Genomic DNA, 22,224 nt, shown 5'->3' on the forward strand with positions numbered 1-22,224 from the left:
CGGAGGGCACCGGCAGACCGGCACGGAGGGCGTCGACAGCCTGGACCCGGGAACGCCGTATCTGCGCAGGTCAGAGCAATTGTCAGTGGCCGGGTGCAGGATGGACGCATGGTCAGCTCCGCACACCGAGCCCTCGACGGCTTCTCCCCCGCGACCCGCGGCTGGTTCACGGGGGCGTTCTCCGCGCCCACCGCGGCCCAGGCGGGCGCGTGGCAGGCCATCGGCGAGGGCGCGGACGTGCTGGTGGTGGCCCCGACCGGCTCCGGGAAGACCCTGGCCGCCTTCCTCGCCGCCCTGGACCAGCTCGCCTCGACACCTCCTCCCGCCGACCCGAAGAAGCGCTGCCGGGTCCTCTACGTCTCCCCCCTCAAGGCGCTCGCGGTCGACGTGGAGCGCAATCTGCGCAGCCCCCTGACCGGCATCCGTCAGGAGTCCGTGCGTCTCGGCCTGCCCGAGCCCGAGGTCAAGGTCGGCATCCGCTCCGGCGACACCCCGCCCGCCGAGCGCCGCGCGCTGTCCACCCGCCCCCCGGACATCCTGATCACGACCCCCGAGTCGCTGTTCCTGATGCTCACATCGGCCACGCGCGACGCGCTGACGGGCATCGAGACGGTGATCCTGGACGAGGTGCACGCGGTGGCGGGCACCAAGCGCGGCGCGCACCTGGCCCTCTCCCTGGAGCGGTTGGACGAACTGCTGCCGAAGCCGGCCCGCCGCATCGGCCTCTCGGCCACGGTCCGGCCGGTCGACGAGGTGGCGCGCTACCTCTCCCCGCAGCGCAAGGTGGAGATCGTCCAGCCGAAGTCCGGCAAGGAGTTCGACCTCTCGGTCGTCGTCCCGGTGGAGGATCTGGGCGAGCTGGGCGGCTCCCCGGTCGCCGAAGGCTCGGAAGGGGCGGAGCGCCCGTCGATCTGGCCGCATGTCGAGGAGCGGATCGCCGACCTCGTCCAGGCCCACCGCTCCACCATCGTGTTCGCCAATTCCCGCCGTCTCGCCGAACGCCTGTGCAACCGGCTCAACGAGATCGCCTACGAGCGGGCCACCGGCGAGCCGCTGGACGAGCACCACTCGCCCGCGGAGCTCATGGGTGGCTCGGGTGCTGCCCAGGGCGCCCCGCCCGTCATCGCGCGCGCCCACCACGGCTCGGTCTCGAAGGAACAGCGCGCGCTCGTGGAGGAGGATCTCAAGGCGGGCCGGCTGCCCGCCGTCGTGGCGACCTCCAGCCTCGAGCTCGGCATCGACATGGGCGCGGTGGACCTCGTCGTCCAGGTCGAGTCCCCGCCGTCGGTGGCCTCGGGTCTCCAGCGCGTCGGCCGCGCGGGGCACCAGGTGGGCGCGGTGTCCACCGGTGTGGTCTTCCCCAAGTACCGCGGTGACCTCGTCCAGGCGGCGGTGGTCACCGAGCGGATGCGCACCGGCTCGATCGAGTCCCTGAAGGTCCCCGCCAACCCCTTGGACGTCCTGGCGCAGCAGCTCGTCGCCATGACCGCGCTCGACACCTGGCAGGTCGACGACCTGCTGACCACGGTCCGCCGTGCCGCCCCCTTCGCGTCACTCCCGGAGTCCGCGTTCACCGCGGTCCTGGACATGCTGGCCGGCCGCTACCCGTCCGACGCGTTCGCCGAGCTGCGCCCGCGCGTGGTGTGGGACCGCGTCGCCGGCACGATCACCGGCCGTCCAGGCGCCCAGCGTCTCGCCGTCACCTCCGGGGGCACGATCCCCGACCGCGGCCTGTTCGGCGTCTTCCTGGCGGGCGCCGACCCCAAGAAGGGCGGCGGCCGGGTCGGCGAACTCGACGAGGAGATGGTGTACGAGTCGCGCGTGGGCGACGTCTTCACGCTCGGCACCAGCTCCTGGCGCATCGAGGACATCACCCGCGACCGCGTCCTGGTCTCCCCCGCCCCCGGTGTCCCCGGCCGCCTGCCGTTCTGGAAGGGCGACCAGCTGGGCCGTCCGCTGGAGCTCGGCCGTGCGGTGGGCGCGTTCCTGCGTGAGGTCGGCTCGCTGCCCAAGGAGGACGCCCGGCTCCGGTTGCTCACCGCGGGCCTGGACGCCTGGGCGGCCGACAACGTGATCTCCTACCTGGACGAGCAGCGCCAGGCCTGCGGACACGTCCCGGACGACCGCACGATCGTCGTGGAGCGCTTCCGGGACGAACTGGGTGACTGGCGGGTCGTCGTCCACTCCCCCTTCGGGGCTCAGGTCCACGCCCCCTGGGCCCTCGCGCTGGGTGCCAAACTCTCCGAGCGCTACGGCATGGACGCCCAGGTCATGCACGCGGACGACGGCATCGTCCTGCGGCTGCCGGACGCCGACCTGATGAGCCTGGACCTGCTCGACCGGGAGCCTTCGAAGGCGGGCACGGAATACGACGCCGAGCAGGCACCGGTCGGCGCGGCCGACGTCGTCTTCGACAAAGGCGAGGTCGATCAGATCGTCACCGATCAGGTGGGCGGCTCGGCCCTGTTCGCGGCCCGCTTCCGCGAGTGCGCCGCCCGCGCGCTGCTGTTGCCGCGCCGCAACCCCGGCAAGCGCACCCCGCTGTGGCAGCAGCGCCAGCGCGCCGCCCAACTACTCCAGGTGGCGAGCGAGTTCGGCTCGTTCCCGATCGTCCTGGAAGCGGTTCGCGAGTGCCTCCAGGACGTCTTCGACGTTCCCGGCCTCGTGGAGCTGATGGGTGACCTGGAGGCCCGCAAGGTGCGCCTGGTCGAGGTCACCACTGCGGAGCCGTCGCCCTTCGCCCGCTCCCTCCTCTTCGGTTACGTCGCCCAGTTCCTCTACGAGGGGGACTCCCCGCTCGCCGAGCGCCGTGCGGCCGCCCTCTCCCTGGACTCACGTCTGTTGGCCGAGCTGCTCGGCCAGGCCGAGCTGCGCGAGCTGCTCGACGCCGAGGTCCTCACCGAACTGGAGCGGGAACTCCAGTGGCTCACCGAGGACCGGCGGGTGAAGGACGCCGAAGGCATCGCGGACCTCCTGCGCCTCCTCGGCCCGCTCACCGACGCCGAGCTGGCCGAGCGCGGCGCCGAACCGCACTGGGCGCAGGAGCTGGCCGCCGCCCGCCGTGCCATCCGGGTCCGTGTCGCGGGCGCCGACCACTGGGCCGCGATCGAGGACGCGGGGCGGCTTCGCGACGCGCTCGGCACGGCGCTCCCGGTAGGTGTGCCGGAGGCCTTCACGGAGCCGGTCAAGGACCCGCTCGGCGACCTCCTCGCGCGCTACGCCCGCACCCACGGGCCGTTCACCTCGGCAGGCGCGGCCGCCCGCTTCGGCCTCGGCGTGGCGGTGACCGAGGGCGCCCTCCAGCGGCTCTCGGCCGGCGGGCGCGTCGTCCAGGGCGAGTTCCACCCGGCGGGCATCGGCCAGGAGTGGTGCGACGCGACGGTCCTGCGCAGGCTGCGCCGCCGCTCCCTGGCCGCCCTGCGGCACGAGCTGGAGCCGGTTCCGCCGCCCGCGCTCGCCCAGTTCCTGCCCCAGTGGCAGCACATCGGCAAGGGCCACGCCCTGCGCGGCACCGACGGACTGGTGCGCGCCGTAGAGCAGCTCCAGGGCGCTTCGGTGCCCGCCTCGGCCCTGGAGAGGCTCGTTCTGCCGTCCCGCGTGCGGGACTACACCCCCGCGATGCTCGACGAGCTCACCGCGGCCGGAGAGGTGGTCTGGGCCGGAGCGGGCGCCCTCCCCGGCAAGGACGGCTGGCTCTCCCTGTACGTGGCGGACGCGGCGCCCCTGCTGCTGCCGCCGCCCCACCCGCTGGAGCTGACGGCACTGCACCAGTCGGTCCTGGACGCCCTCTCCGGGGGCTACGGCCTGTTCTTCCGCCAGATCGCCGACCGGGTCCGTGCCACCACGCACCCCGAGGCAACCGACCCGCAGCTCGCCGACACCGTCTGGGACCTGGCCTGGTCCGGTCGGCTCACCAACGACACACTCACCCCGCTGCGCGCCCTGCTGGGCTCGGGGCGCACGGCCGGCTCCACGGCCCACCGCGCCAAGCGCAGCGTCCCGCGCGGTCGCTACGGCTCGCTGACGGCCGCGGCCCGCCCCGCTTCCCGGGGCGGCCCTCCGACCGTCGGCGGTCGCTGGTCCCTCCTGCCGGCCCCCGAGTCCGACCCCACGGTCCGCGCCCACGCCCTCGCCCGTACCCTCCTCGACCGGCACGGCGTGGTGACGCGGGGCGCGGTCGCTGCCGAGGGCGTCGAAGGCGGCTTCTCGGCGACGTACCGCGTCCTGTCCGTCTTCGAGGAGAGCGGTCAGGCCCGTCGCGGGTATGTGGTCGAAGGCCTCGGCGCGGCACAGTTCGCCATGGACGGCGCCGTGGACCGACTGCGTGCGGTGGCCAACGCCCGCGACCGCGGCGAGCCGCTGCCCGGCCCGAACCCGGCGACGAGCCCCTCGGACGACTTCACCTTCCCCGACGCCTTCCCTGCAGATGCCTGGGACGTCCCCGGCCTCGACGGCCGTCCGCCCTCCCCCTTCGACGCCCCGGCATCCCCCGCTTCGCCGGACGAGTACGTATACCCCCGCGACCTCGCCTCCCCGGGCGCCGGTGGCCCGCGCGGGGGCAGCGGCTTCCCGAACGGCTCAGGCGGCCCGTACGGCACAGACAGGCAGAACGGCTCGGACCACTCGACCGGCTCGCGCTTCCCCGACCACCGCGACCCTCGGCGCGCCCAGAACCGCAATCGCCACGGCACCACATCCGGGGTGTCCCGCGCCGTCGTCCTCGCCGCCGCCGACCCGGCGAACGCGTACGGCGCCGCCCTGGGCTGGCCCGAGCCACCGAGCGGCGCCGGGCACAAGCCGGGCCGCAAGGCGGGCTCCCTGGTGGTGCTCGTGGACGGCGAACTGACGCTCTACATGGAGCGTGGCGGCAAGACCCTGCTGGCCTGGCCGTCCACTCCGGACGGCGAGAACACCCCCAGCGACGACCCACGCCTGCACACCGCGGCGGAAGCCCTCGCGGAGGCCGCGCGCGCGGGCTCCCTCGGCACGGTCACGGTGGAGCGCGTCAACGGCGCCTCCGCTCTCACCTCCCCCATCGGCAGCCTCCTGGAAGGAGCGGGCTTCATCGCGACCCCTCGCGGCCTGCGACTGCGCGCATGACCGCCACCCCCCACCCGGCGACTCGCATGTCACCCTTGACCCATGCCCGAAGGTGACACGGTCTGGCAGGCCGCGAGGCGCCTGCACGACGCCCTCGCAGGCAAGGTGCTGACGCGCTCCGATCTCCGCGTGCCCAAGTACGCCACCGCCGACCTCACCGGACGCACCGTCCTGGACGTCACCCCGCGCGGCAAGCATCTCCTCACCCGCGTCGAAGGCGACCTGACACTCCACTCGCACCTGCGGATGGACGGCTCGTGGAAGGTGTTCACGAGCGACCAGCGCTGGACCGGCGGCCCGGCGTACCAGATCCGGGCGATCCTCGGCACCCACGACCGCACCGCCGTCGGTTACCGCCTCCCCGTCCTCGACCTGTTGCGCACCGCCGACGAGTCACGAGCCGTCGGGCACCTCGGCCCCGACCTGCTGGGTCCCGACTGGAACCCCGAGCGCGCCCTCGCCAACCTCCTCACGGACCCCGCCCGCTCCCTCGGCGAGGCGCTCCTCGACCAGCGCAACCTCGCCGGCATCGGCAACGTGTACAAGAGCGAGCTCTGCTTTCTCCTCGGCGTCACCCCCTGGCTCCCCGTCGGCGCGCTCCCCGCCGACCGCGCCGCGATGCTGCCCGTCCTCGCGAAGAAGCTCCTGGAGGCCAACCGCGACCAGCCGGTCCGCAACACGACGGGCCGCCGCGGCCAGAACCTGTTCGTCTACGGCCGCGCACCCCGCCCCTGTCTGCGCTGCGGAACACCGGTCCGGGTCGCCGACCAGGGCGACGGCTCCCGCGAGCGCCCGACCTACTGGTGCCCCGCCTGCCAGACCGGCCCCGCCCCGGCACCGGGCTCCCCGCCGACGCGCCGCCTCCGCCCACGCACCACCCGGTGACGACCCTCGACGACCGCTCCCCGGCTCCTCGTCGACGTGCCGGACGCGCTGTACGCGCTGTACGAGCCGGACGAGCCGCCGCCAAGCATCCCCGAGCGAACAAGCCCGCCACAATTGACGGACCGTCAGAAACCCTCGTACCGTCCCTTCATGGCCGTCAAGGCGTACGACCTCACCGGACGCACCGCATTCGTCACCGGCGCCGCGAGCGGCATCGGCCGCGCCTGCGCCGTACTCCTCGCCCAGGCGGGCGCCACCGTGCACGGCGCGGACCGCGACGAACAGGGCCTGCACGAAACGGCGACGCTGATCAAGGACCGGGGCGGCACGGCCCGCACGCACCCCCTCGACGTCACCGACCGCACCCAGGTCCGGCAGGCCGTCGAATCCTGCGAGCGGCTGGACATCATGGCCGCCGTCGCCGGGATCATGCACAGCAGTCCGGTGCTGGACACCCGGGACGAGGACCTCGACCGGGTCCTGGCCGTCAACTTCAAGGGCGTGCTGTACGCCTGCCAGGAGGCGGCCCACCTGATGCTGGCGCGCGACACCGGCGGCAGCATCGTCACCATGGCCTCGGGCGCGGTGGACACCGGCGGCCCCGGTCTGCTCTGCTACGGCGTCGCCAAGGCGGCCGTGGTCCAGTTGACGAAGACCCTGGCGACGGAGGTCGGTCGGTACGGCATTCGTGTCAACGCCGTGGCCCCGGGCTGGATCCGCACCCCCATGACCGACCGCCACGACGCCGGCGCACAGGCGCACACCGAGGCGCTCATGGCCCGCATGTCGCCCCTGGGCCGGGTCGGCGAACCGGAGGACATCGCCCACGCCGTTCTCCACCTGGCCTCGGACGCGTCGGCGTTCACCACGGGCCAGATCCTCCGCCCGAACGGCGGCGTGGCAATGCCCTGGTAACCACCGCCCCACCGCCAACCGCCCCTCGACGAACCACCCCAGCAGCCTCCGCTGACATCCCTCCCGCGTCGATACCGTCCATCAGCCCGCCCGCCCCCGCAGCCTGGTTCCAGCCGTAGGCGAAGAATCATCAGGCCAAGCACCACCCTCAGACCGCGCCAAGCGCACGAGGGCAGCACAGCCCAAGCGGCCCAGCCACCCGCCACCCGCCCGAGGACATCCCGCCCCCAGCCGAGGCACCTCCACGAAACACCACACCTCCACAAAGCGCCTCCACAAGGGCACCTACCCCCGCGCCTCCCCCTCCGCGCCGCCCCCGCCCTCCGCGCCACCACCGACTCTGCCGCCACCACCGGCCCCACCGCCGCCCGCGGCCCCCCGCCAGGCAGCCCTCCATCGCCCCTCCCCGACCGCCCCCACCGCACGTGCCTTGGCGACGCAGTGCACGGGCAGCAGGCTCAGCCCCCACCCTCCGGCGGCGACCGCCCCCTCCAGCACGCCGGCGTCCGGCGCCACGGCGAGTCTCAGCACGGCCCACCACCACACCGTGCCCAACCCCAGGCAGAGCCCCAGCGCGGCCCCACGCTCCGCTATTCGCCCCGCCACGGCCGTCACCTCCAGCCCGAGCCTCACCACGACACCCAGTAACCCCCGGTGCCTCCGCAGAGGCCGACGCTAGACGTGCGCCCCGACCCCCGGCAGGGCGCACGGACGGCACATCGGCGCATCAGGCGAGCCAGACCGCCGCCCGCGCCCCAGCCGCCTCACACGCTCTCCGCCTGGAACATCCAGTGGTGCTTCTCGAGATCGGCGGTGATCCCGATGAAGATGTCCTGGCTCACCGGATCCGCGTCACCCGTGGCCGACACCCGATCCCGCATCCGGGTGATCACCGCGCCCAGAGCGGCGACGAGCGTGCCCACCGCGTCGGCGTCCTTGATCCAGCCCGCCGCCACCGCGCTGATCCCGCTGCCGGCCGCCACCGTCGCCGCACGTCCGTCCGGTGAGACGCCCAGGGCCGAGGCACGCTCCGCCACGGTGTCGGAGTGGGCGCGGGCGACGTCCACGACCTCGTCGAGTTGGAGGTGGACGGACCGGAAACGGGGCCCGACGACGTTCCAGTGGACCTGCTTGGCGACGAGCGACAGGTCGACCAGGTCCACGAGCGCGCCCTGCAACGCCTCCGAGACGGTCTTCAGATCCGCGTCGGACAGGGGACTCTTGACGACGTTCATCGGTACCTCCGGTGGTTGGCCCCCGAGATGCCCCTCCACGATGACCTCGGCACCCCGCACCGGCAAACGGACGACAGACGCGAAAAACCCCGACCGCACCTTCTCCGGGTCTCCCGGAGAAGCCCCGGCCGGGGCCTCACACGTGCTTTCCTACGTGCCTGTGTCGCGTCACACGCCCACGCGTCACACGCCCGTGCGCGTGAATGTCACGCGGCGACCACGTCCACCGCCTCGGCGGGGGCCTTGATGGTCACCCGTTCCGGTGGCACACCGGTCACCGACACGGAACCCAGCATCGGACGAACCGACGCCGGTACAGGCTCGCGGGGGGTGGCGGCAGCAGACTGAGCCAGCTCGGCGAGAGCGAGTTCGTCGCTCACTTCCCGCATGAGCTCGGACATCCGTACGTCCAGCGCGTCGCAGATGGCGGAGAGCAGCTCAGAGGAAGCCTCCTTCTGCCCCCGCTCCACCTCGGAGAGATAGCCGAGTGAGACTCGGGCGGACGAGGAGACTTCGCGCAGAGTACGGCCCTGGCGCTGGCGCTGCCGACGCAGCACGTCACCCAGCAGGCGACGGAGCAGAATCATCGGTGGCTCCCTCCTCGGACCGCGTAGCCGCATCCTTCACGCCCCACCGTACCGCCTTGCGCTGCGGCCGTGCGGGGAGCGATGTCGTGTTCACTCAGGGCTGCAAACATCAAAACCCCCCGTTCTGTTCCGTATCCTGTGCCCGCTCATTCCCGGTGTGTTCGCCCGCAAGCTCTGTCAGGAGCAGTGCGAGTACGCTCCGTACACTCTCTCTACGAATTTCCGCCCGGTCGCCGTTCAACCGCAGGGCCTCCACTTTTCCGCCGCCGGCGGAACCGGATTCCGCCCGGAACGGGCCGTCCACCGCCACGAAAACCGTCCCCACCGGCTGTCCGTCCTGTGGGTCGGGGCCGGCGACGCCCGTCGTCGCGATGCCCCAGTCGGCTCCCAGCGCCTTCCGCACGCCGGCGGCCATCTGGGCCGCGACCTGCGCGTCCACGGCCCCGCGCGCGGCCAGCAGGTCCGCGTCGACCGCGAGCAGTCCGTGCTTGAGGTCGGTGGCGTAGGCGGTGACGGAACCGCGGAAGACCTTGGACGCGCCGGGGACCGAGGTGATCTCCGCCGCGACCAGGCCACCGGTCAGCGACTCGGCCACGGCGAGGGTCGATTCGTTCACCGTGAGTAGTCGCACCACCTCGGTGGCCGGGGAATTCACGCTTGCGTCTCCTCCAACGCGGCCTTGCGCTCGGCGATTCCCTGCCTGCGCAGCACAACGGCCTGCCGTACGTAGTCGAGCCCGGTCACCACGGTCAGGACGACCGCCGCGGCCATCACCCACCACCTCAGCGTGGCCAGCCAGCCCGTCAGCGCCAGGACGTACATCCCGACCGCGACGCCCTGCGTGAGCGTCTTCAGCTTGCCGCCCCGGCTCGCCGGGATGACGCCGTACCGGATGACCAGGAAACGCAGGAGCGTGATCCCGAGTTCCCGGCCGAGGATCACGATCGTCACCCACCACGGCAGGTCGCCGAGCGAGGAGAGGCAGATCAGCGCCGCTCCCATGATCGCCTTGTCGGCGATGGGGTCGGCGATCTTCCCGAAGTCGGTGACGAGGTTGTACGTCCGCGCGATGTGCCCGTCGAACAGGTCGGTGATCATGGCGATCGCGAAGGCCGCCCAGGCGAACGCACGCCATGCCGGGTCGTAGCCGCCGTCGGCCAGCATCAGCGCGACGAAGCCGGGCACCAGGATCAGCCGAAGCATCGTCAGCAGATTGGCGATGTTCCAGACGCTCGCCTGGTTGACGGCGGCGGCCGCCAGCTTGGCGCCCCGCGGCGGCCTGCCGGCATCCTCAGGGTCGGCGATCGCGGCCGCATCGGCAGTCGCTTCGGAGGGAACCACCACCGCGCCCGCCGTCTGCGCGGCCTGCGAAGCCTGGGGACCCGGTGAGGTCTGCGAAGCCGGTGAAGCCTGCGAGGAGCCGCCCGCAGCCGATGCCGGAACACCCGTCATCTGCCCGCCTCCTCGCTACACCCGAACGAACCCGGCAGGGGCTCGGCCACCAGGTCGACACCTTCCGTACCGACCACCTTCGCCTCGACCATACGACCGACGCTCAGGTTTACGCCCGATGTGAGCAGCACCTGTCCGTCCGTCTCCGGAGCCTGGTGCTCCCCGCGGCCGTACACGCCCTCTTCGTCCACCGACTCGACCAGCACGTGCACGGTCTCGCCGACCCGCTCCTCGGCCCGCTGCGAGACGAGCTCCTCTGCGAGCCGGGAGACCCGGGCGAGCCGCTCGGCCACGACGTCCACGTCGAGCTTGCCGTCGTACGTCGCGGCCTCGGTGCCGTCCTCGTCGGAGTAGCCGAAGACACCGATCGCGTCGAGGCGGGCGCCGTTCAGGAAGCGCTCCAGCTCGGCCAGGTCGGCCTCGGACTCACCGGGGAAGCCCACGATGAAGTTGGAGCGCACACCCGCCTGGGGCGCCTTGCCCCGGATGGTGTCGAGGAGTTCCAGGAAGCGGTCGGTGTCGCCGAAGCGGCGCATCGCGCGCAGCACGCCGGGCGCCGAGTGCTGGAAGGACAGGTCGAAGTAGGGCGCGATCTTCGGCGTCGAGGTCAGCACGTCGATCAGGCCGGGCCGCATCTCGGCCGGCTGGAGGTAGCTGACCCGCACCCGCTCGAGGCCGTCGACCTCGGCCAGCTCGGGCAGCAGCGACTCCAGCAGCCGGATGTCGCCGAGGTCCTTGCCGTAGGAGGTGTTGTTCTCGGAGACCAGCATGATCTCCTTGACGCCCTGCTCGGCCAGCCACCGCGTCTCGTTCAGCACGTCGCTCGGCCGCCGCGAGATGAAGGAGCCGCGGAAGGACGGGATGGCGCAGAAGGAGCAGCGCCGGTCGCAGCCGGAGGCGAGCTTGACCGAGGCGACCGGGGCGCCGTCGAGCCGGCGGCGCAGGGGCGCGCGGGGGCCGGAGGCCGGGGCGACACCCTCGGGGAGGTCGTTCGGCCCGTGACCGGGCAGGGCGACCGAGGCGGCCGACTCCTGCCGCTCCGCCGGGCTGATCGGCAGCAGCTTGCGCCGGTCGCGCGGGGTGTGGGAGGCGTGGATGCCGCCGTTCAGGATGGTCTGGAGGCGGTCGGAGATGTCGGAGTAGTCGTCGAAGCCGAGCACACCGTCGGCCTCGGGCAGGGCGTCGGCGAGTTCCTTGCCGTAGCGCTCGGCCATGCAGCCCACCGCCACGACGGCCTGGGTTCTGCCATGCCCCTTGAGGTCATTGGCCTCCAGGAGGGCGTCGACGGAGTCCTTCTTGGCGGCGTCGACGAAGCCGCAGGTGTTGACGACGGCTACGTCCGCGTCCTCGGCGTCCTCCACGAGCTGCCAGCCGTCCGCCTCCAAACGGCCTGCGAGCTCCTCCGAGTCCACCTCGTTACGGGCGCAGCCAAGGGTGACGAGTGCGACGGTACGGCGTTCAGGCATGGGCTCAAGACTACTTTGTCCCACCGACACCGAACGTCGACGGGGTTGGCGATCTTCGCCAACCCCGTACACCCGAAGGCGCGCCTGGCCTATCCGACCTTGGGGTCGCCCTTCGTGTACGTCAGCCGCTCCACGGCGCCGGGCTGGAAGTCGTCGTCGAGCTTCTTGCCGTTGACGTAGAGATCGATCGCGCCGGCGTCACCGAGGACGAGGTTGATCTTCTCGCTGTCCTGGAAGGTCTTGGACTGGCCCTGCTTGAGCAGGCCGTCGAAGAGCAGTCGGCCGTTGTGGTCCTTGGCGGCGACCCAGCTGCGGCCGTCCGCGGCGCTGACCTGGACGGTCACCTTGTCCTGAGGGGCCGCGGCGATGGCGCTGTCGGAGGGTTCCGGCTTCTCGTCGACGGGCTTGTCCGTCTTCGTCGTGGGTGAGGCGGTCTTGCCGGTCGCGGGGGTGGCGCCCTCGGCGACCTGGTCCTTCGACCCGTCGTCGTCGCCGCCCGTGAAGGCGGTGAAGCCGACGAAGCCGACCACGGCGACGATCGCGGCGACCATGGCCGCGGTCCAGTTCGGCCCGCGCCGCTCGGGGCGGATACGTTCCGCCTCGAAGAGGGGCGCGGCCGGGGTCGGTGCCGGACGGCCGCCGTGAGTGTCGTCGTACCGCTCGATCAGCGGGGCGGGGTCGAGATGGACGGCCCTGGCCAGGGTCCGGATGTGCCCGCGGGCATAGACGTCCCCGCCGCAGGCGGCGAAGTCGTCGGACTCGATGGCGCGGACGATGGCGATGCGGACCCGGGTGGCGGAACTGACGTCATCGACGGTCAGCCCGGCCGTGATGCGGGCCTGCTTCAGGGCGCGGCCGATGGAGAAGGGGGCTTCCTCGGACGGGTCTTCGAACGGACGCTCGTCTTCAGGGGAGTTGCCGATGGACACGGGGGCGCCTTTCGAGCGTATAGCCACCTGTGCTGGAGGTTCAGTCTAGGGGGGGTGCCAAAGGGAGGGGCAACCGGGCGGTACGACTTTGTACGCCATCGGTATGGCCGGTCACACCGATGACGGGCCGGTTACGGCCCCGGCGGGGAGCCGCACCTGTCCTCTCGCTCAACTGGACGTATGCCAAAGGGAAACGGTTGCCCACTGCTCTCTAACGGGTGAGTCACGGCCGGCCGCCCCTTCCCTGACTGACGTCTACCCCCCAGAATCCCCCCGGATCACGGCGAGCACGCCGTCCAGCTCGTCCGGTTTCACGAGAACGTCACGCGCCTTGGAACCCTCGCTGGGCCCGACGATGTTCCGCGACTCCATGAGGTCCATCAGGCGGCCGGCCTTGGCGAAGCCGACGCGCAGCTTGCGCTGGAGCATGGACGTCGATCCGAACTGGGTGGAGACGACCAGCTCGGCCGCCTGGCACAGCAGGTCGAGGTCGTCGCCGATGTCCTCGTCGATCTCCTTCTTCTGCTTGGTGCCCACCGTGACGTCGTCCCGGAAGACCGGCGCCATCTGGTCCTTGCAGTGCTGTACGACGGCCGCGACCTCGGCTTCGGTCACGAAGGCGCCCTGCATCCGGGTCGGCTTGTTCGCGCCCATCGGCAGGAACAGTCCGTCACCCTTGCCGATCAGTTTCTCGGCGCCCGGCTGGTCGAGGATGACGCGCGAGTCGGCCAGCGAGGAGGTGGCGAAGGCGAGCCGCGAGGGCACGTTCGCCTTGATCAGGCCGGTGACGACGTCGACCGACGGGCGCTGGGTGGCGAGCACCAGGTGGATGCCGGCCGCGCGCGCGAGCTGCGTGATACGCACGATCGAGTCCTCGACGTCACGCGGCGCGACCATCATCAGGTCGGCGAGCTCGTCGACGATCACCAGCAGGTAGGGGTAAGGCTGAAGCTCGCGCTCGCTGCCCTCGGGCGGCTTGACCTTGCCGTTCCTTATGGCCGCGTTGAAGTCGTCGATGTGCCGGAAGCCGTACGCCGCCAGATCGTCGTAGCGCAGATCCATCTCCCGTACGACCCACTGCAGCGCCTCGGCGGCCCGCTTCGGGTTGGTGATGATCGGCGTGATCAGGTGGGGGATGCCCTCGTAGGCGGTCAGTTCGACGCGCTTGGGGTCGATCAGGACCAGCCGCACGTCCTCCGGGGTCGCGCGGACCATGATCGACGTGATCAGGCAGTTGATGCAGGACGACTTGCCGGAACCGGTGGCTCCGGCCACCAGGACGTGCGGCATCTTCGCCATGTTCGCCATCACGTAGCCGCCCTCGACGTCCTTGCCGAGCGCCACCAGCATCGGGTGGTCGTCCTCGGCCGCGTCCGCGAGCCGCAGCACGTCGCCGAGGTTGACCATCTCCCGGTCGGTGTTGGGGATCTCGATGCCGACCGCGGACTTGCCGGGGATCGGGCTGATGATCCGCACGTCGGGGCTGGCGACGGCGTACGCGATGTTCTTCGCCAGCGCGGTGATCCGCTCGACCTTCACGGCCGGGCCCAGCTCGATCTCGTATCGGGTGACCGTCGGCCCGCGCGTGAAGCCCGTGACGGCCGCGTCGACCTTGAACTCGGTGAAGACGTTCGTCAGCGAGGCGACGACGGCGTCGTTGGCCGCGCTGCGCGCCTTGCCTGGCCCGCCGCGCTCCAGGAGGTCGAGCGAGGGCAGCGAGTAGGTGATGTCGCCGGACAGCTGGAGCTGCTCCGCGCGCGGCGGGAGCTCGCGCGCCTCCTGGGGGGCCGACTTGGTCAGGTCGGGGACCGCTCCCCCACCCGTCTTGAGCTTCTGCTGCTTGGGCCGGGAGGCCGGGGCCGGAACGGGCGTCGGCGTGGTCGGCTCCCCGTCGCCGACGCTCACCCCCTGCGTGAGGTCGGCGACGATCCGCGAGGGCGGCATGCCGTGCAGGACGGCGCCGTCGAGGTCGGCCGCGGCGGCCGCGGCGATGTCCACGGCGTCCAGCCGCCGGTCCATGGCCGGCTGCGGCACCGCGGAGCGCCTGGGGCGGCCGCGCCGCCGGGAGAGCGCCTCCTGCTCGGCGTCCTCGGAGTTGTACGCCTCGGCGGCGCCCGAGCGCCGGCGGGGGCGCCCGGGGAGCGCCTCGCGCCACTGCTCGTCGTAGCGCGCGTCGTCGTCGAGGTCGTCGTACTCGTCCGCCGCCGGGTCGTGCAGCACACCCAGCCGCACCCCGAGCTGCCGCAGCCGCTGCGGGATGGCGTTGACCGGGGTCGCCGTGACGACCAGCAGCCCGAAGACCGTGAGCAGCACGAGCAGCGGTACGGCGAGAACCTCGCCCATGGTGTACGTCAGCGGGGTCGCCGCACCCCAGCCGATGAGTCCGCCCGCGTCCCTTATCGCCTGCATGCCGTGGCTGCGGGCGGGCGCGCCGCAGGCGATGTGGACCTGGCCGAGCACGCCGATGACGAGCGCGGACAGGCCGATCACGATACGGCCGTTGGCCTCGGGCTTCTCGGGATGCCGGACGAAGCGCACGGCGATGACCGCCAGCAGGATCGGCACCAGCAGGTCGAGCCGCCCGAAGGAGCCGGTCACCAGGATCTCGACGAGGTCGCCGACAGGGCCGCGCAGGTCGGCCCAGGTCCCCGCGGCGACGATCAGCGCGAGGCCGAACAGCAGCAGCGCGACGCCGTCCTTGCGGTGCGCCGGGTCGAGGTTCTTCGCGCCGTTCCCTATGCCGCGGAACACGGCGCCTACGGCGTGCGCCAGTCCGAGCCAGATGGCGCGCACCAGCCGGTAGACGCCCCCTGTGGGACTGGGCGCCGGCGCGGGCACGGGTTTCCTGGCCGCGGCTTTCCTGGCGGGCGCCTTCTTCGCCGGGGCCTTTTTGGCGGCGGCCCGCTTCGCCGGAGCCTTCGCGGGAGCAGCCGCCTTCCTGGCGGGCTGCTTCTTGGCTGCGGACGGACGTGAGGCCATGGGTGTGAGGTTACCGGTGGAGACCACAACGGACACGTGTGCCCACTGCTTCACCCGTTCGTGTCGCCCTCCCGAAGGCGCGGAACTGACACGTCCGCCTTCGGTGGAGGTGGAACTGACGCGCCCTCATGCACAACTCGATGCGTCGCACGCGTCAGTTCCGATCAGTTCGGTGACGGCAACGCGGCCGTGCCGCTGCCGGTGCCCGGCTCCAGGGCGTCCAGCGCCCGGCGCAGACCGGTGAGTTTACGCTCCAGGTGCGCCGCCGTGGCCACCGCCGCCGCGTCCGCGGACTCGTCGTCCAACTGCTTGGACAGGGCCTCGGCCTGCTCCTCGACGGCCGCGAGCCGCGCGGAGAGCTCGGCGAGCAGCCCCGCGGACTCCTTGACGCCGCCACCCGCGGTGGCCTTGCCGCCACCACCCTCCAACTGCAGGCGCAGCAGCGCCGCCTGCTCGCGCAGCTGGCAGTTCTTCATGTAGAGCTCGACGAACACCGAGACCTTCGCACGCAGCACCCACGGGTCGAACGGCTTGGAGATGTAGTCCACCGCACCGGCCGCGTACCCGCGGAAGGTGTGGTGCGGCCCGTGGTTGATCGCGGTGAGGAAGATGATCGGGATGTCCCTGGTCCGCTCCCGCCGCTTGATGTGCGCGGCCGTCTCGAAGCCGTCCATTCCCGGCATCTGAACATCCAGCAGAATGACCGCGAAGTCGTCCGTCAGCAGTGCTTTCAGCGCCTCTTCCCCGGACGATGCCCGCACCAGCGTCTGATCGAGCGCTGAGAGGATCGCCTCCAGCGCCAGCAGATTCTCCGGCCGGTCATCGACCAGGAGGATCTTGGCCTTCTGCACCATGGCCCGCCCTCCTCGCCCCGGCAGTGCACCGGGCGCCGCCCCTGGGGACGACTCCTTTGCGCCGCCCTTCCTTGTGCCGGTCATGGTAGCCGCACCCCGACCGTCGCCACACCCTGTCACCGTGATGTCACTGTGCACGTAGCAGGAACGCAGCAGGAGACCAGAAGGTTCCCCGAATTCCGCCCCGCTACACGACAGCGGACACCCTGAGTCAGCAACTCCGGGCGCCTCCCGAAGGTTCCCGTCACGCCGCAGGTCCCCTCACTCGTCCCGCATCCACTGCCGCATCACCGACAGCAGGTGATCGGGGTCGACCGGCTTCGTCACGTAGTCGGAGGCACCCGACTCGATCGCCTTCTCCCGGTCGCCCTTCATCGCCTTCGCCGTCAGCGCGATGATCGGCAGCCCCGAGAACTGCGGCATCCTGCGGATGGCCGTGGTCGTCGCGTAGCCGTCCATCTCGGGCATCATGATGTCCATCAGGACGACCGCCACGTCGTCGTGCTGCTCGAGTACCTCGATGCCCTCACGGCCGTTCTCCGCGTACAGCACCGACAGGCCGTGCTGTTCCAGGACGCTGGTCAGCGCGAACACATTGCGGATGTCGTCGTCGACGATCAGCACCTTCTCACCGCCGAACCGGATGCCCACGCGCGGGTGCGCCGCCGTCTCCTGCGCACGGGCCGGCCACTGCTCCGGCCGCCCCACCTGCTCGCCGCCGCTCACCAGGCGGCGCCGGCGCCGGAAGAGAGCCGCCGGCCCGTTCTGCGCGTCCTGGTACGACCGCACCTCGGCCGGCATCTCGATCTCCGCGTCGGACAGCTCCGACAGCTCGCGTGCGCCGTTCTCCGAGGCCACCAGGTCGCCGGCCTCCAGGGCGGGCACCACCTGCTGGTAGCCCTGCGGAGGCAGCTCACTGGGGTGCAGCGGCAGGTAGAGCGTGAACGTCGAGCCACGGCCCGTCTCGCTCTGCGCGTGGATCTCACCGCCCAGCAACTGCGCGATCTCCCGCGAGATCGACAACCCGAGGCCGGTACCGCCGTACTTGCGGCTGGTGGTGCCGTCGGCCTGCTTGAACGCCTCGAAGATCACCCGCATCTTGCTCGCGGCGATCCCGATGCCGGTGTCGGTCACCGAGAAAGCGATCAGCGGCGCGTCCGCGTCGGTCAGCGAACCGGCCTCCAGCAACTGCTCCCGGATCGCCACCGGCACCTCCGCCCCGGCCGGCCGGATGACCAGCTCGACCGACCCGGAGTCGGTGAACTTCACCGCGTTGGACAGCAGGTTGCGCAGCACCTGGAGCAGCCGCTGCTCGTCGGTGTGCAGCGTGGCCGGCAGCTCCGGCGACACCCTCACGGACAGGTCGAGGCCCTTCTCCGCGGTCAGCGGACGGAAGGTGGCCTCCACGTAGTCGACCAGCTGGACCAGCGCGATACGCGTCGGCGAGACGTCCATCTTGCCCGCCTCGACCTTCGACAGGTCGAGGATGTCGTTGATCAGCTGGAGCAGGTCGGACCCCGCGCCGTGGATCGTCTCGGCGAACTCGACCTGCTTCGGCGTCAGGTTGGTGTCCGCGTTGTCGGCGAGCAACTTGGCCAGGATCAGCAGCGAGTTGAGCGGCGTGCGCAGCTCGTGCGACATGTTGGCGAGGAACTCGCTCTTGTACCGCATCGACACCGCGAGCTGCTCGGCACGCTCTTCCAGGACCTGCCGCGCCTCCTCGATCTCGGTGTTCTTCACCTCGATGTCGCGGTTCTGCTGGGCCAGCAGCTCGGCCTTCTCCTCCAGTTCGGCGTTGGACGCCTGGAGGGCCTTCTGCCGCTGCTCCAACTCGGCCGACCGCTCCCGCAGTTGCTCAGTCAGCTCCTGCGACTGCTTCAGCAGCTGCTCCGTCTTGGTGTTGACGGAGATCGTGTTGACGCTGGTCGCGATCATCTCGGCCAGTTGGTTCAGGAAGTCCTTCTGGATCTGCGTGAACGGCGTGAACGACGCCAGCTCGATCACCCCGAGCACCTGGCCCTCGAACAGCACCGGCAACACGATCACCTGCGCGGGCGGCGCCTCACCGAGTCCCGAGGAGATCTTCAGATACCCGGTCGGGGCGTTCGCGACGAGAATCGTCCGCTTCTCCTCCGCCGCCGTCCCGACCAGCGCCTCACCGGGCCGGAACGACGTCGGCATGGAGCCCATCGAGTAGCCGTACGAACCCAGCATCCGCAGCTCGTACAGGTCCGTGCCGCCTTCGGCCGGCGGCATCGCCAGGAAGAACGCGCCGTGCTGCGCGGCCACCAGGGGCGGCAGCTCGCTCATGATCAGCGAGGCCACGTCCTGGAGGTCGCGCCGGCCCTGCATCAGGGCGGACACGCGCGCGAGGTTGCCCTTGAGCCAGTCCTGCTCCTTGTTGGCGATCGTGGTGTCGCGCAGGTTGGCGATCATCTTGTTGATGTAGTCCTGGAGTTCCTGGATCTCCCCGGACGCGTCCACGTCGATCTTCAGGTTCAGGTCACCGCGGGTCACCGCGGTCGCCACGCGCGCGATGGCACGCACCTGCCGGGTCAGGTTCCCGGCCATCTCGTTCACGGACTCGGTCAGGTCGCGCCAGGTGCCGTCGACGTCACGCACGCGTGCCTGACCGCCCAGCTGCCCCTCGGTACCCACCTCGCGGGCGACCCGGGTGACCTCCTCGGCGAACGACGACAGCTGGTCGACCATCGTGTTGATCGTCGTCTTCAGCTCGAGGATCTCCCCGCGCGCGTCGATGTCGATCTTCTTCGTCAGGTCACCCTTGGCGATGGCCGTCGTGACCATGGCGATGTTGCGCACCTGACCGGTCAGGTTGGACGCCATGCCGTTCACCGAGTCGGTGAGGTCCTTCCACGTGCCCGCCACGCCCGGCACGTGCGCCTGCCCGCCCAGGATGCCGTCCGTGCCCACCTCACGGGCCACCTTGGTGACCTGCTCGGCGAACGAGCTCAGCGTCTTCACCATGGTGTTGAACGTGTCGGCGAGCTGCTGGACCTCGCCGCGCGCCTCGATGGTCACCTGGCGCGTCAGGTCGCCGTTGGCGACGGCCGCCGCGACCTGGGAGATGTTGCGCACCTGCATGGTCAGGTTCTTGGCCATCAGGTTGACGTTGCCGCTGAGGTCCTTCCAGATGCCCGTGACGCCGGGCACGTGCGCCTGGCCGCCCAGGATGCCCTCGGTGCCCACCTCACGGGCCACCCGGGTCACCTGCTCGGCGAACGACGACAGCTGGTCCACCATCGTGTTCACGGTGGTGACGAGCTCCAGGATCTCGCCCTTGGCGTCGACCGTGATCTTCTTCGACAGGTCGCCCTTGGCGACCGCGGTCGTGACCTCGGCGATCTGACGCACCTGGATCGTCAGGTTGTTCGCCATGAAGTTCACCGACTGGGTGAGGTCCTTCCAGGTGCCGGAGACACCCTGCACCTCGGCCTGTCCGCCGAGCTGCCCCTCCGTACCCACCTCACGGGCGACCCGCGTGACCTCCTGGGCGAACGACGACAGCTGGTCGACCATCGTGTTCAGCGTGTTCTTCAGCTCGAGGATCTCCCCGCGCGCGTCCACGGTGATCTTCTGCGAGAGGTCACCGCGGGCCACGGCGGTGGCGACCTGGGCGATGTTGCGCACCTGGGCGGTGAGGTTGCCGGCCATGCCGTTCACCGAGTCCGTCAGGTCCCGCCACACACCGGCCACGCCGGGCACCTGCGCCTGCCCGCCCAGCCGGCCCTCGGTACCCACGTCCCGCGCCACCCGGGTCACCTGGTCGGCGAAGGCCGAGAGCTGGTCGACCATCGTGTTGATGGTGTTCTTCAGCTCGAGGATCTCCCCGCGCGCGTCCACGTCGATCTTCTGCGACAGGTCACCACGGGCCACGGCCGTCGTCACCTGCGCGATGTTGCGCACCTGGGAGGTCAGGTTCCCGGCCATCGAGTTGACGGAGTCCGTCAACTCCTTCCAGGTGCCCGACACACCGTCCACCCGGGCCTGTCCGCCCAGCCGGCCCTCTGTACCCACGTCCCGGGCCATCCGGGTCACCTGGTCGGCGAACGACGACAGCTGGTCCACCATCGTGTTCACGGTGTTCTTCAGCTGGGCCATCTCGCCGGAGACGTCCACCGTGACCTTCTGCGACAGGTCACCGTTGGCCACGGCCGTGGTGACCTGCGCGATGTTCCTCACCTGTCCGGTGAGATTCCTGAACGCCGTGTTGACGGAGTCCGTCAGGTCCTTCCACGTCCCGGCCGCGCCCGACACCTGCGCCTGACCGCCCAGCTCACCCTCGACCCCGATCTCCCGCGCCACGCGCGTCACCTCGGCGCCGAAGGCCGACAGCTGGTCGACCATCCCGTTGACGGTGTTCTTCAGCTCCAGCATCTCGCCGGCCACGTCCACCGTGACCTTCTGCGACAGATCTCCGCTGGCCACGGCCGTCGTCACGGCCGCGATGTCCCGCACCTGCGTGGTGAGGTTCCTGAAGACGGTGTTGACGGAGTCCGTCAGGTCCTTCCAGGTACCCGCCGCGCCCGGCACGTTCGCCTGGCCGCCCAGCTGCCCCGCGGCCCCCACCTCGTTGGCCACACGCGTGACCTCGTCCGCGAAGGTCCGCAGCGTCTCGGTCATCTGGTTCATCGTGTCGGCCAGCTGCGCGACCTCGCCGCGCGCCGACACCGTCACCTTCTGCGACAGATCGCCGTTGGCGACCGCCGTGGTCACCTCCGCGATGCCACGCACCTGGGCCGTCAGGTTCCCGGCCATGGTGTTCACCGAGTCGGTGAGCTCTTTCCACACCCCGTCCACGCCGGACACCTGCGCCTGACCGCCCAGGATGCCCTCGGTGCCCACCTCACGGGCCACCCGCGTCACCTCGGACGAGAACGCGGAGAGCTGGTCCACCATCGTGTTGACGGTGTTCTTCAGCTCGAGCATCTCGCCCTCGACGTGAACCGTCACCTTCCGGGACAGATCACCCTTGGCCACGGCCGTCGTCACCAGCGCGATGTCCCGCACCTGCGCGGTCAGCCGGTACGCCATCGTGTTGACGGACTCCGTGAGGTCCTTCCACGAACCGGACATACCGCGCACCTGGGCCTGACCGCCCAGCTTGCCCTCGGTCCCCACCTCACTGGCCACACGCGTGACCTCGTCGGTGAACGTGGAGAGCTGGTCCACGAGGTTGTTGACCGTCCGCCCGACCTTCAGGAACTCACCGCGCAGCGGATGCCCGGTCCCCTCCGGCGTGTGCGTCCTGAGCTCCATCCGCGGCGACAGATCACCCTCGGCGACCGCCGACAGCACCCGCCCGACCTCGGAAACAGGCCGCACGAGGTCGTCGACCAGCGCGTTCGAGTTGTCGACGGCCGTCGCCCAGGACCCCTCACAGGCGCCCGTCTCCAGCCGCTCGGTGAGCTTTCCCTCACGTCCCACCATGCGCCGGACCCGCGACAGCTCACCCGTGAGATGCAGATTCCGGTCCGCGACCTCGTTGAACACGGCGGCGATCTCCGACATCACGCCGTCACCGGACACCGTGAGCCGCTTGCGGAAATTGCCGTCCCGCATGGAGCCGAGGGCTCCCAGCAGCCGGTGCAAGGCCGCCGTGTCCACGACGGTCGTCCCGCCGCGTGGTGTACGCGGCCTGCTCAGAGACTGTCCGCCTTTCGCGCGCGTCTTAGTGCCCCGCGTCGCTGCGCCAGACTCCACTTGTCCCTCCCACAGGGATCGACCGTTACCGCTGTGCCTGGGTGCTACTGCTCGCCATACCTGTTGCCACTCGGTATTCCGCCCGATGAAACCAGGCG

The 22,224-nt window shown here is 70.9% G+C and carries 13 protein-coding genes; 3 read left to right on the forward strand and 10 right to left on the reverse strand.

Annotation, left to right across the window (positions count from 1 at the left end):
* Positions 1-108 precede the first annotated feature (108 nt).
* The 3 genes from OHU34_RS11730 (at position 109) to OHU34_RS11740 (ending at position 6,900) form a co-directional block, all read left to right on the forward strand.
* On the forward strand, positions 109-5,100 hold the full coding sequence (locus OHU34_RS11730; protein ID WP_405766203.1) for an ATP-dependent helicase: 4,992 nt from the start codon (positions 109-111) through the stop codon (positions 5,098-5,100).
* Positions 5,101-5,142: 42 nt separating this feature from the next.
* The gene (locus OHU34_RS11735) at positions 5,143-5,985 is read left to right on the forward strand and encodes an Fpg/Nei family DNA glycosylase (RefSeq protein WP_142266477.1); all 843 of its coding nucleotides are present in this window, start codon (positions 5,143-5,145) and stop codon (positions 5,983-5,985) included.
* Between the two features lie 150 nt (positions 5,986-6,135).
* Positions 6,136-6,900: an SDR family NAD(P)-dependent oxidoreductase gene (locus OHU34_RS11740; protein ID WP_405766205.1), complete on the forward strand. Its 765-nt coding sequence runs from the start codon at positions 6,136-6,138 to the stop codon at positions 6,898-6,900.
* Between the two features lie 285 nt (positions 6,901-7,185).
* On the opposite strand, the gene OHU34_RS11745 is transcribed toward OHU34_RS11740, so the two are convergent.
* The 10 genes from OHU34_RS11745 to OHU34_RS11790 form a co-directional block, all read right to left on the reverse strand.
* Positions 7,186-7,536, reverse strand: coding sequence for a hypothetical protein (locus OHU34_RS11745; protein WP_405766207.1), 351 nt, complete (start codon positions 7,534-7,536; stop codon positions 7,186-7,188).
* A gap of 128 nt (positions 7,537-7,664) precedes the next feature.
* Positions 7,665-8,135 (reverse strand): Dps family protein, encoded by a 471-nt coding sequence (locus tag OHU34_RS11750; RefSeq protein WP_142266474.1) that lies wholly within the window; start codon positions 8,133-8,135, stop codon positions 7,665-7,667.
* A 206-nt stretch (positions 8,136-8,341) separates the two neighbouring features.
* Positions 8,342-8,722 carry a helix-turn-helix domain-containing protein gene (locus OHU34_RS11755; RefSeq protein WP_020125026.1) on the reverse strand — a complete coding sequence of 127 codons (381 nt, stop codon included), beginning with the start codon at positions 8,720-8,722 and terminating at the stop codon, positions 8,342-8,344.
* Positions 8,723-8,831: 109 nt separating this feature from the next.
* The gene (locus OHU34_RS11760) at positions 8,832-9,377 is read right to left on the reverse strand and encodes a CinA family protein (protein WP_142266473.1); all 546 of its coding nucleotides are present in this window, start codon (positions 9,375-9,377) and stop codon (positions 8,832-8,834) included.
* On the reverse strand, positions 9,374-10,174 hold the full coding sequence (gene pgsA, locus OHU34_RS11765) for a CDP-diacylglycerol--glycerol-3-phosphate 3-phosphatidyltransferase (RefSeq protein WP_142266472.1): 801 nt from the start codon (positions 10,172-10,174) through the stop codon (positions 9,374-9,376). The genes OHU34_RS11760 and pgsA overlap by 4 nt, the downstream gene beginning before the upstream one ends.
* Positions 10,171-11,640, reverse strand: coding sequence for a 30S ribosomal protein S12 methylthiotransferase RimO (rimO, locus tag OHU34_RS11770; RefSeq protein ID WP_230194465.1), 1,470 nt, complete (start codon positions 11,638-11,640; stop codon positions 10,171-10,173). The genes pgsA and rimO overlap by 4 nt, the downstream gene beginning before the upstream one ends.
* Positions 11,641-11,729: 89 nt before the next feature.
* On the reverse strand, positions 11,730-12,569 hold the full coding sequence (locus OHU34_RS11775) for a helix-turn-helix domain-containing protein (protein WP_142266470.1): 840 nt from the start codon (positions 12,567-12,569) through the stop codon (positions 11,730-11,732).
* A gap of 255 nt (positions 12,570-12,824) precedes the next feature.
* Positions 12,825-15,548 (reverse strand): DNA translocase FtsK, encoded by a 2,724-nt coding sequence (locus tag OHU34_RS11780; protein WP_405766211.1) that lies wholly within the window; start codon positions 15,546-15,548, stop codon positions 12,825-12,827.
* Between the two features lie 164 nt (positions 15,549-15,712).
* Positions 15,713-16,402 carry a two-component system response regulator gene (locus OHU34_RS11785; RefSeq protein ID WP_054243719.1) on the reverse strand — a complete coding sequence of 230 codons (690 nt, stop codon included), beginning with the start codon at positions 16,400-16,402 and terminating at the stop codon, positions 15,713-15,715.
* 261 nt (positions 16,403-16,663) lie between these two features.
* Complete coding sequence (locus tag OHU34_RS11790; RefSeq protein WP_108221457.1) at positions 16,664-22,126, reverse strand: HAMP domain-containing protein; 5,463 nt, start codon at positions 22,124-22,126, stop codon at positions 16,664-16,666.
* Between the last annotated feature and the right edge of the window lie 98 nt (positions 22,127-22,224).

Origin of the sequence: Streptomyces sp. NBC_00080 (assembly GCF_045041255.1) — a bacterium.
GTDB lineage: Bacteria > Actinomycetota > Actinomycetes > Streptomycetales > Streptomycetaceae > Streptomyces > Streptomyces coriariae.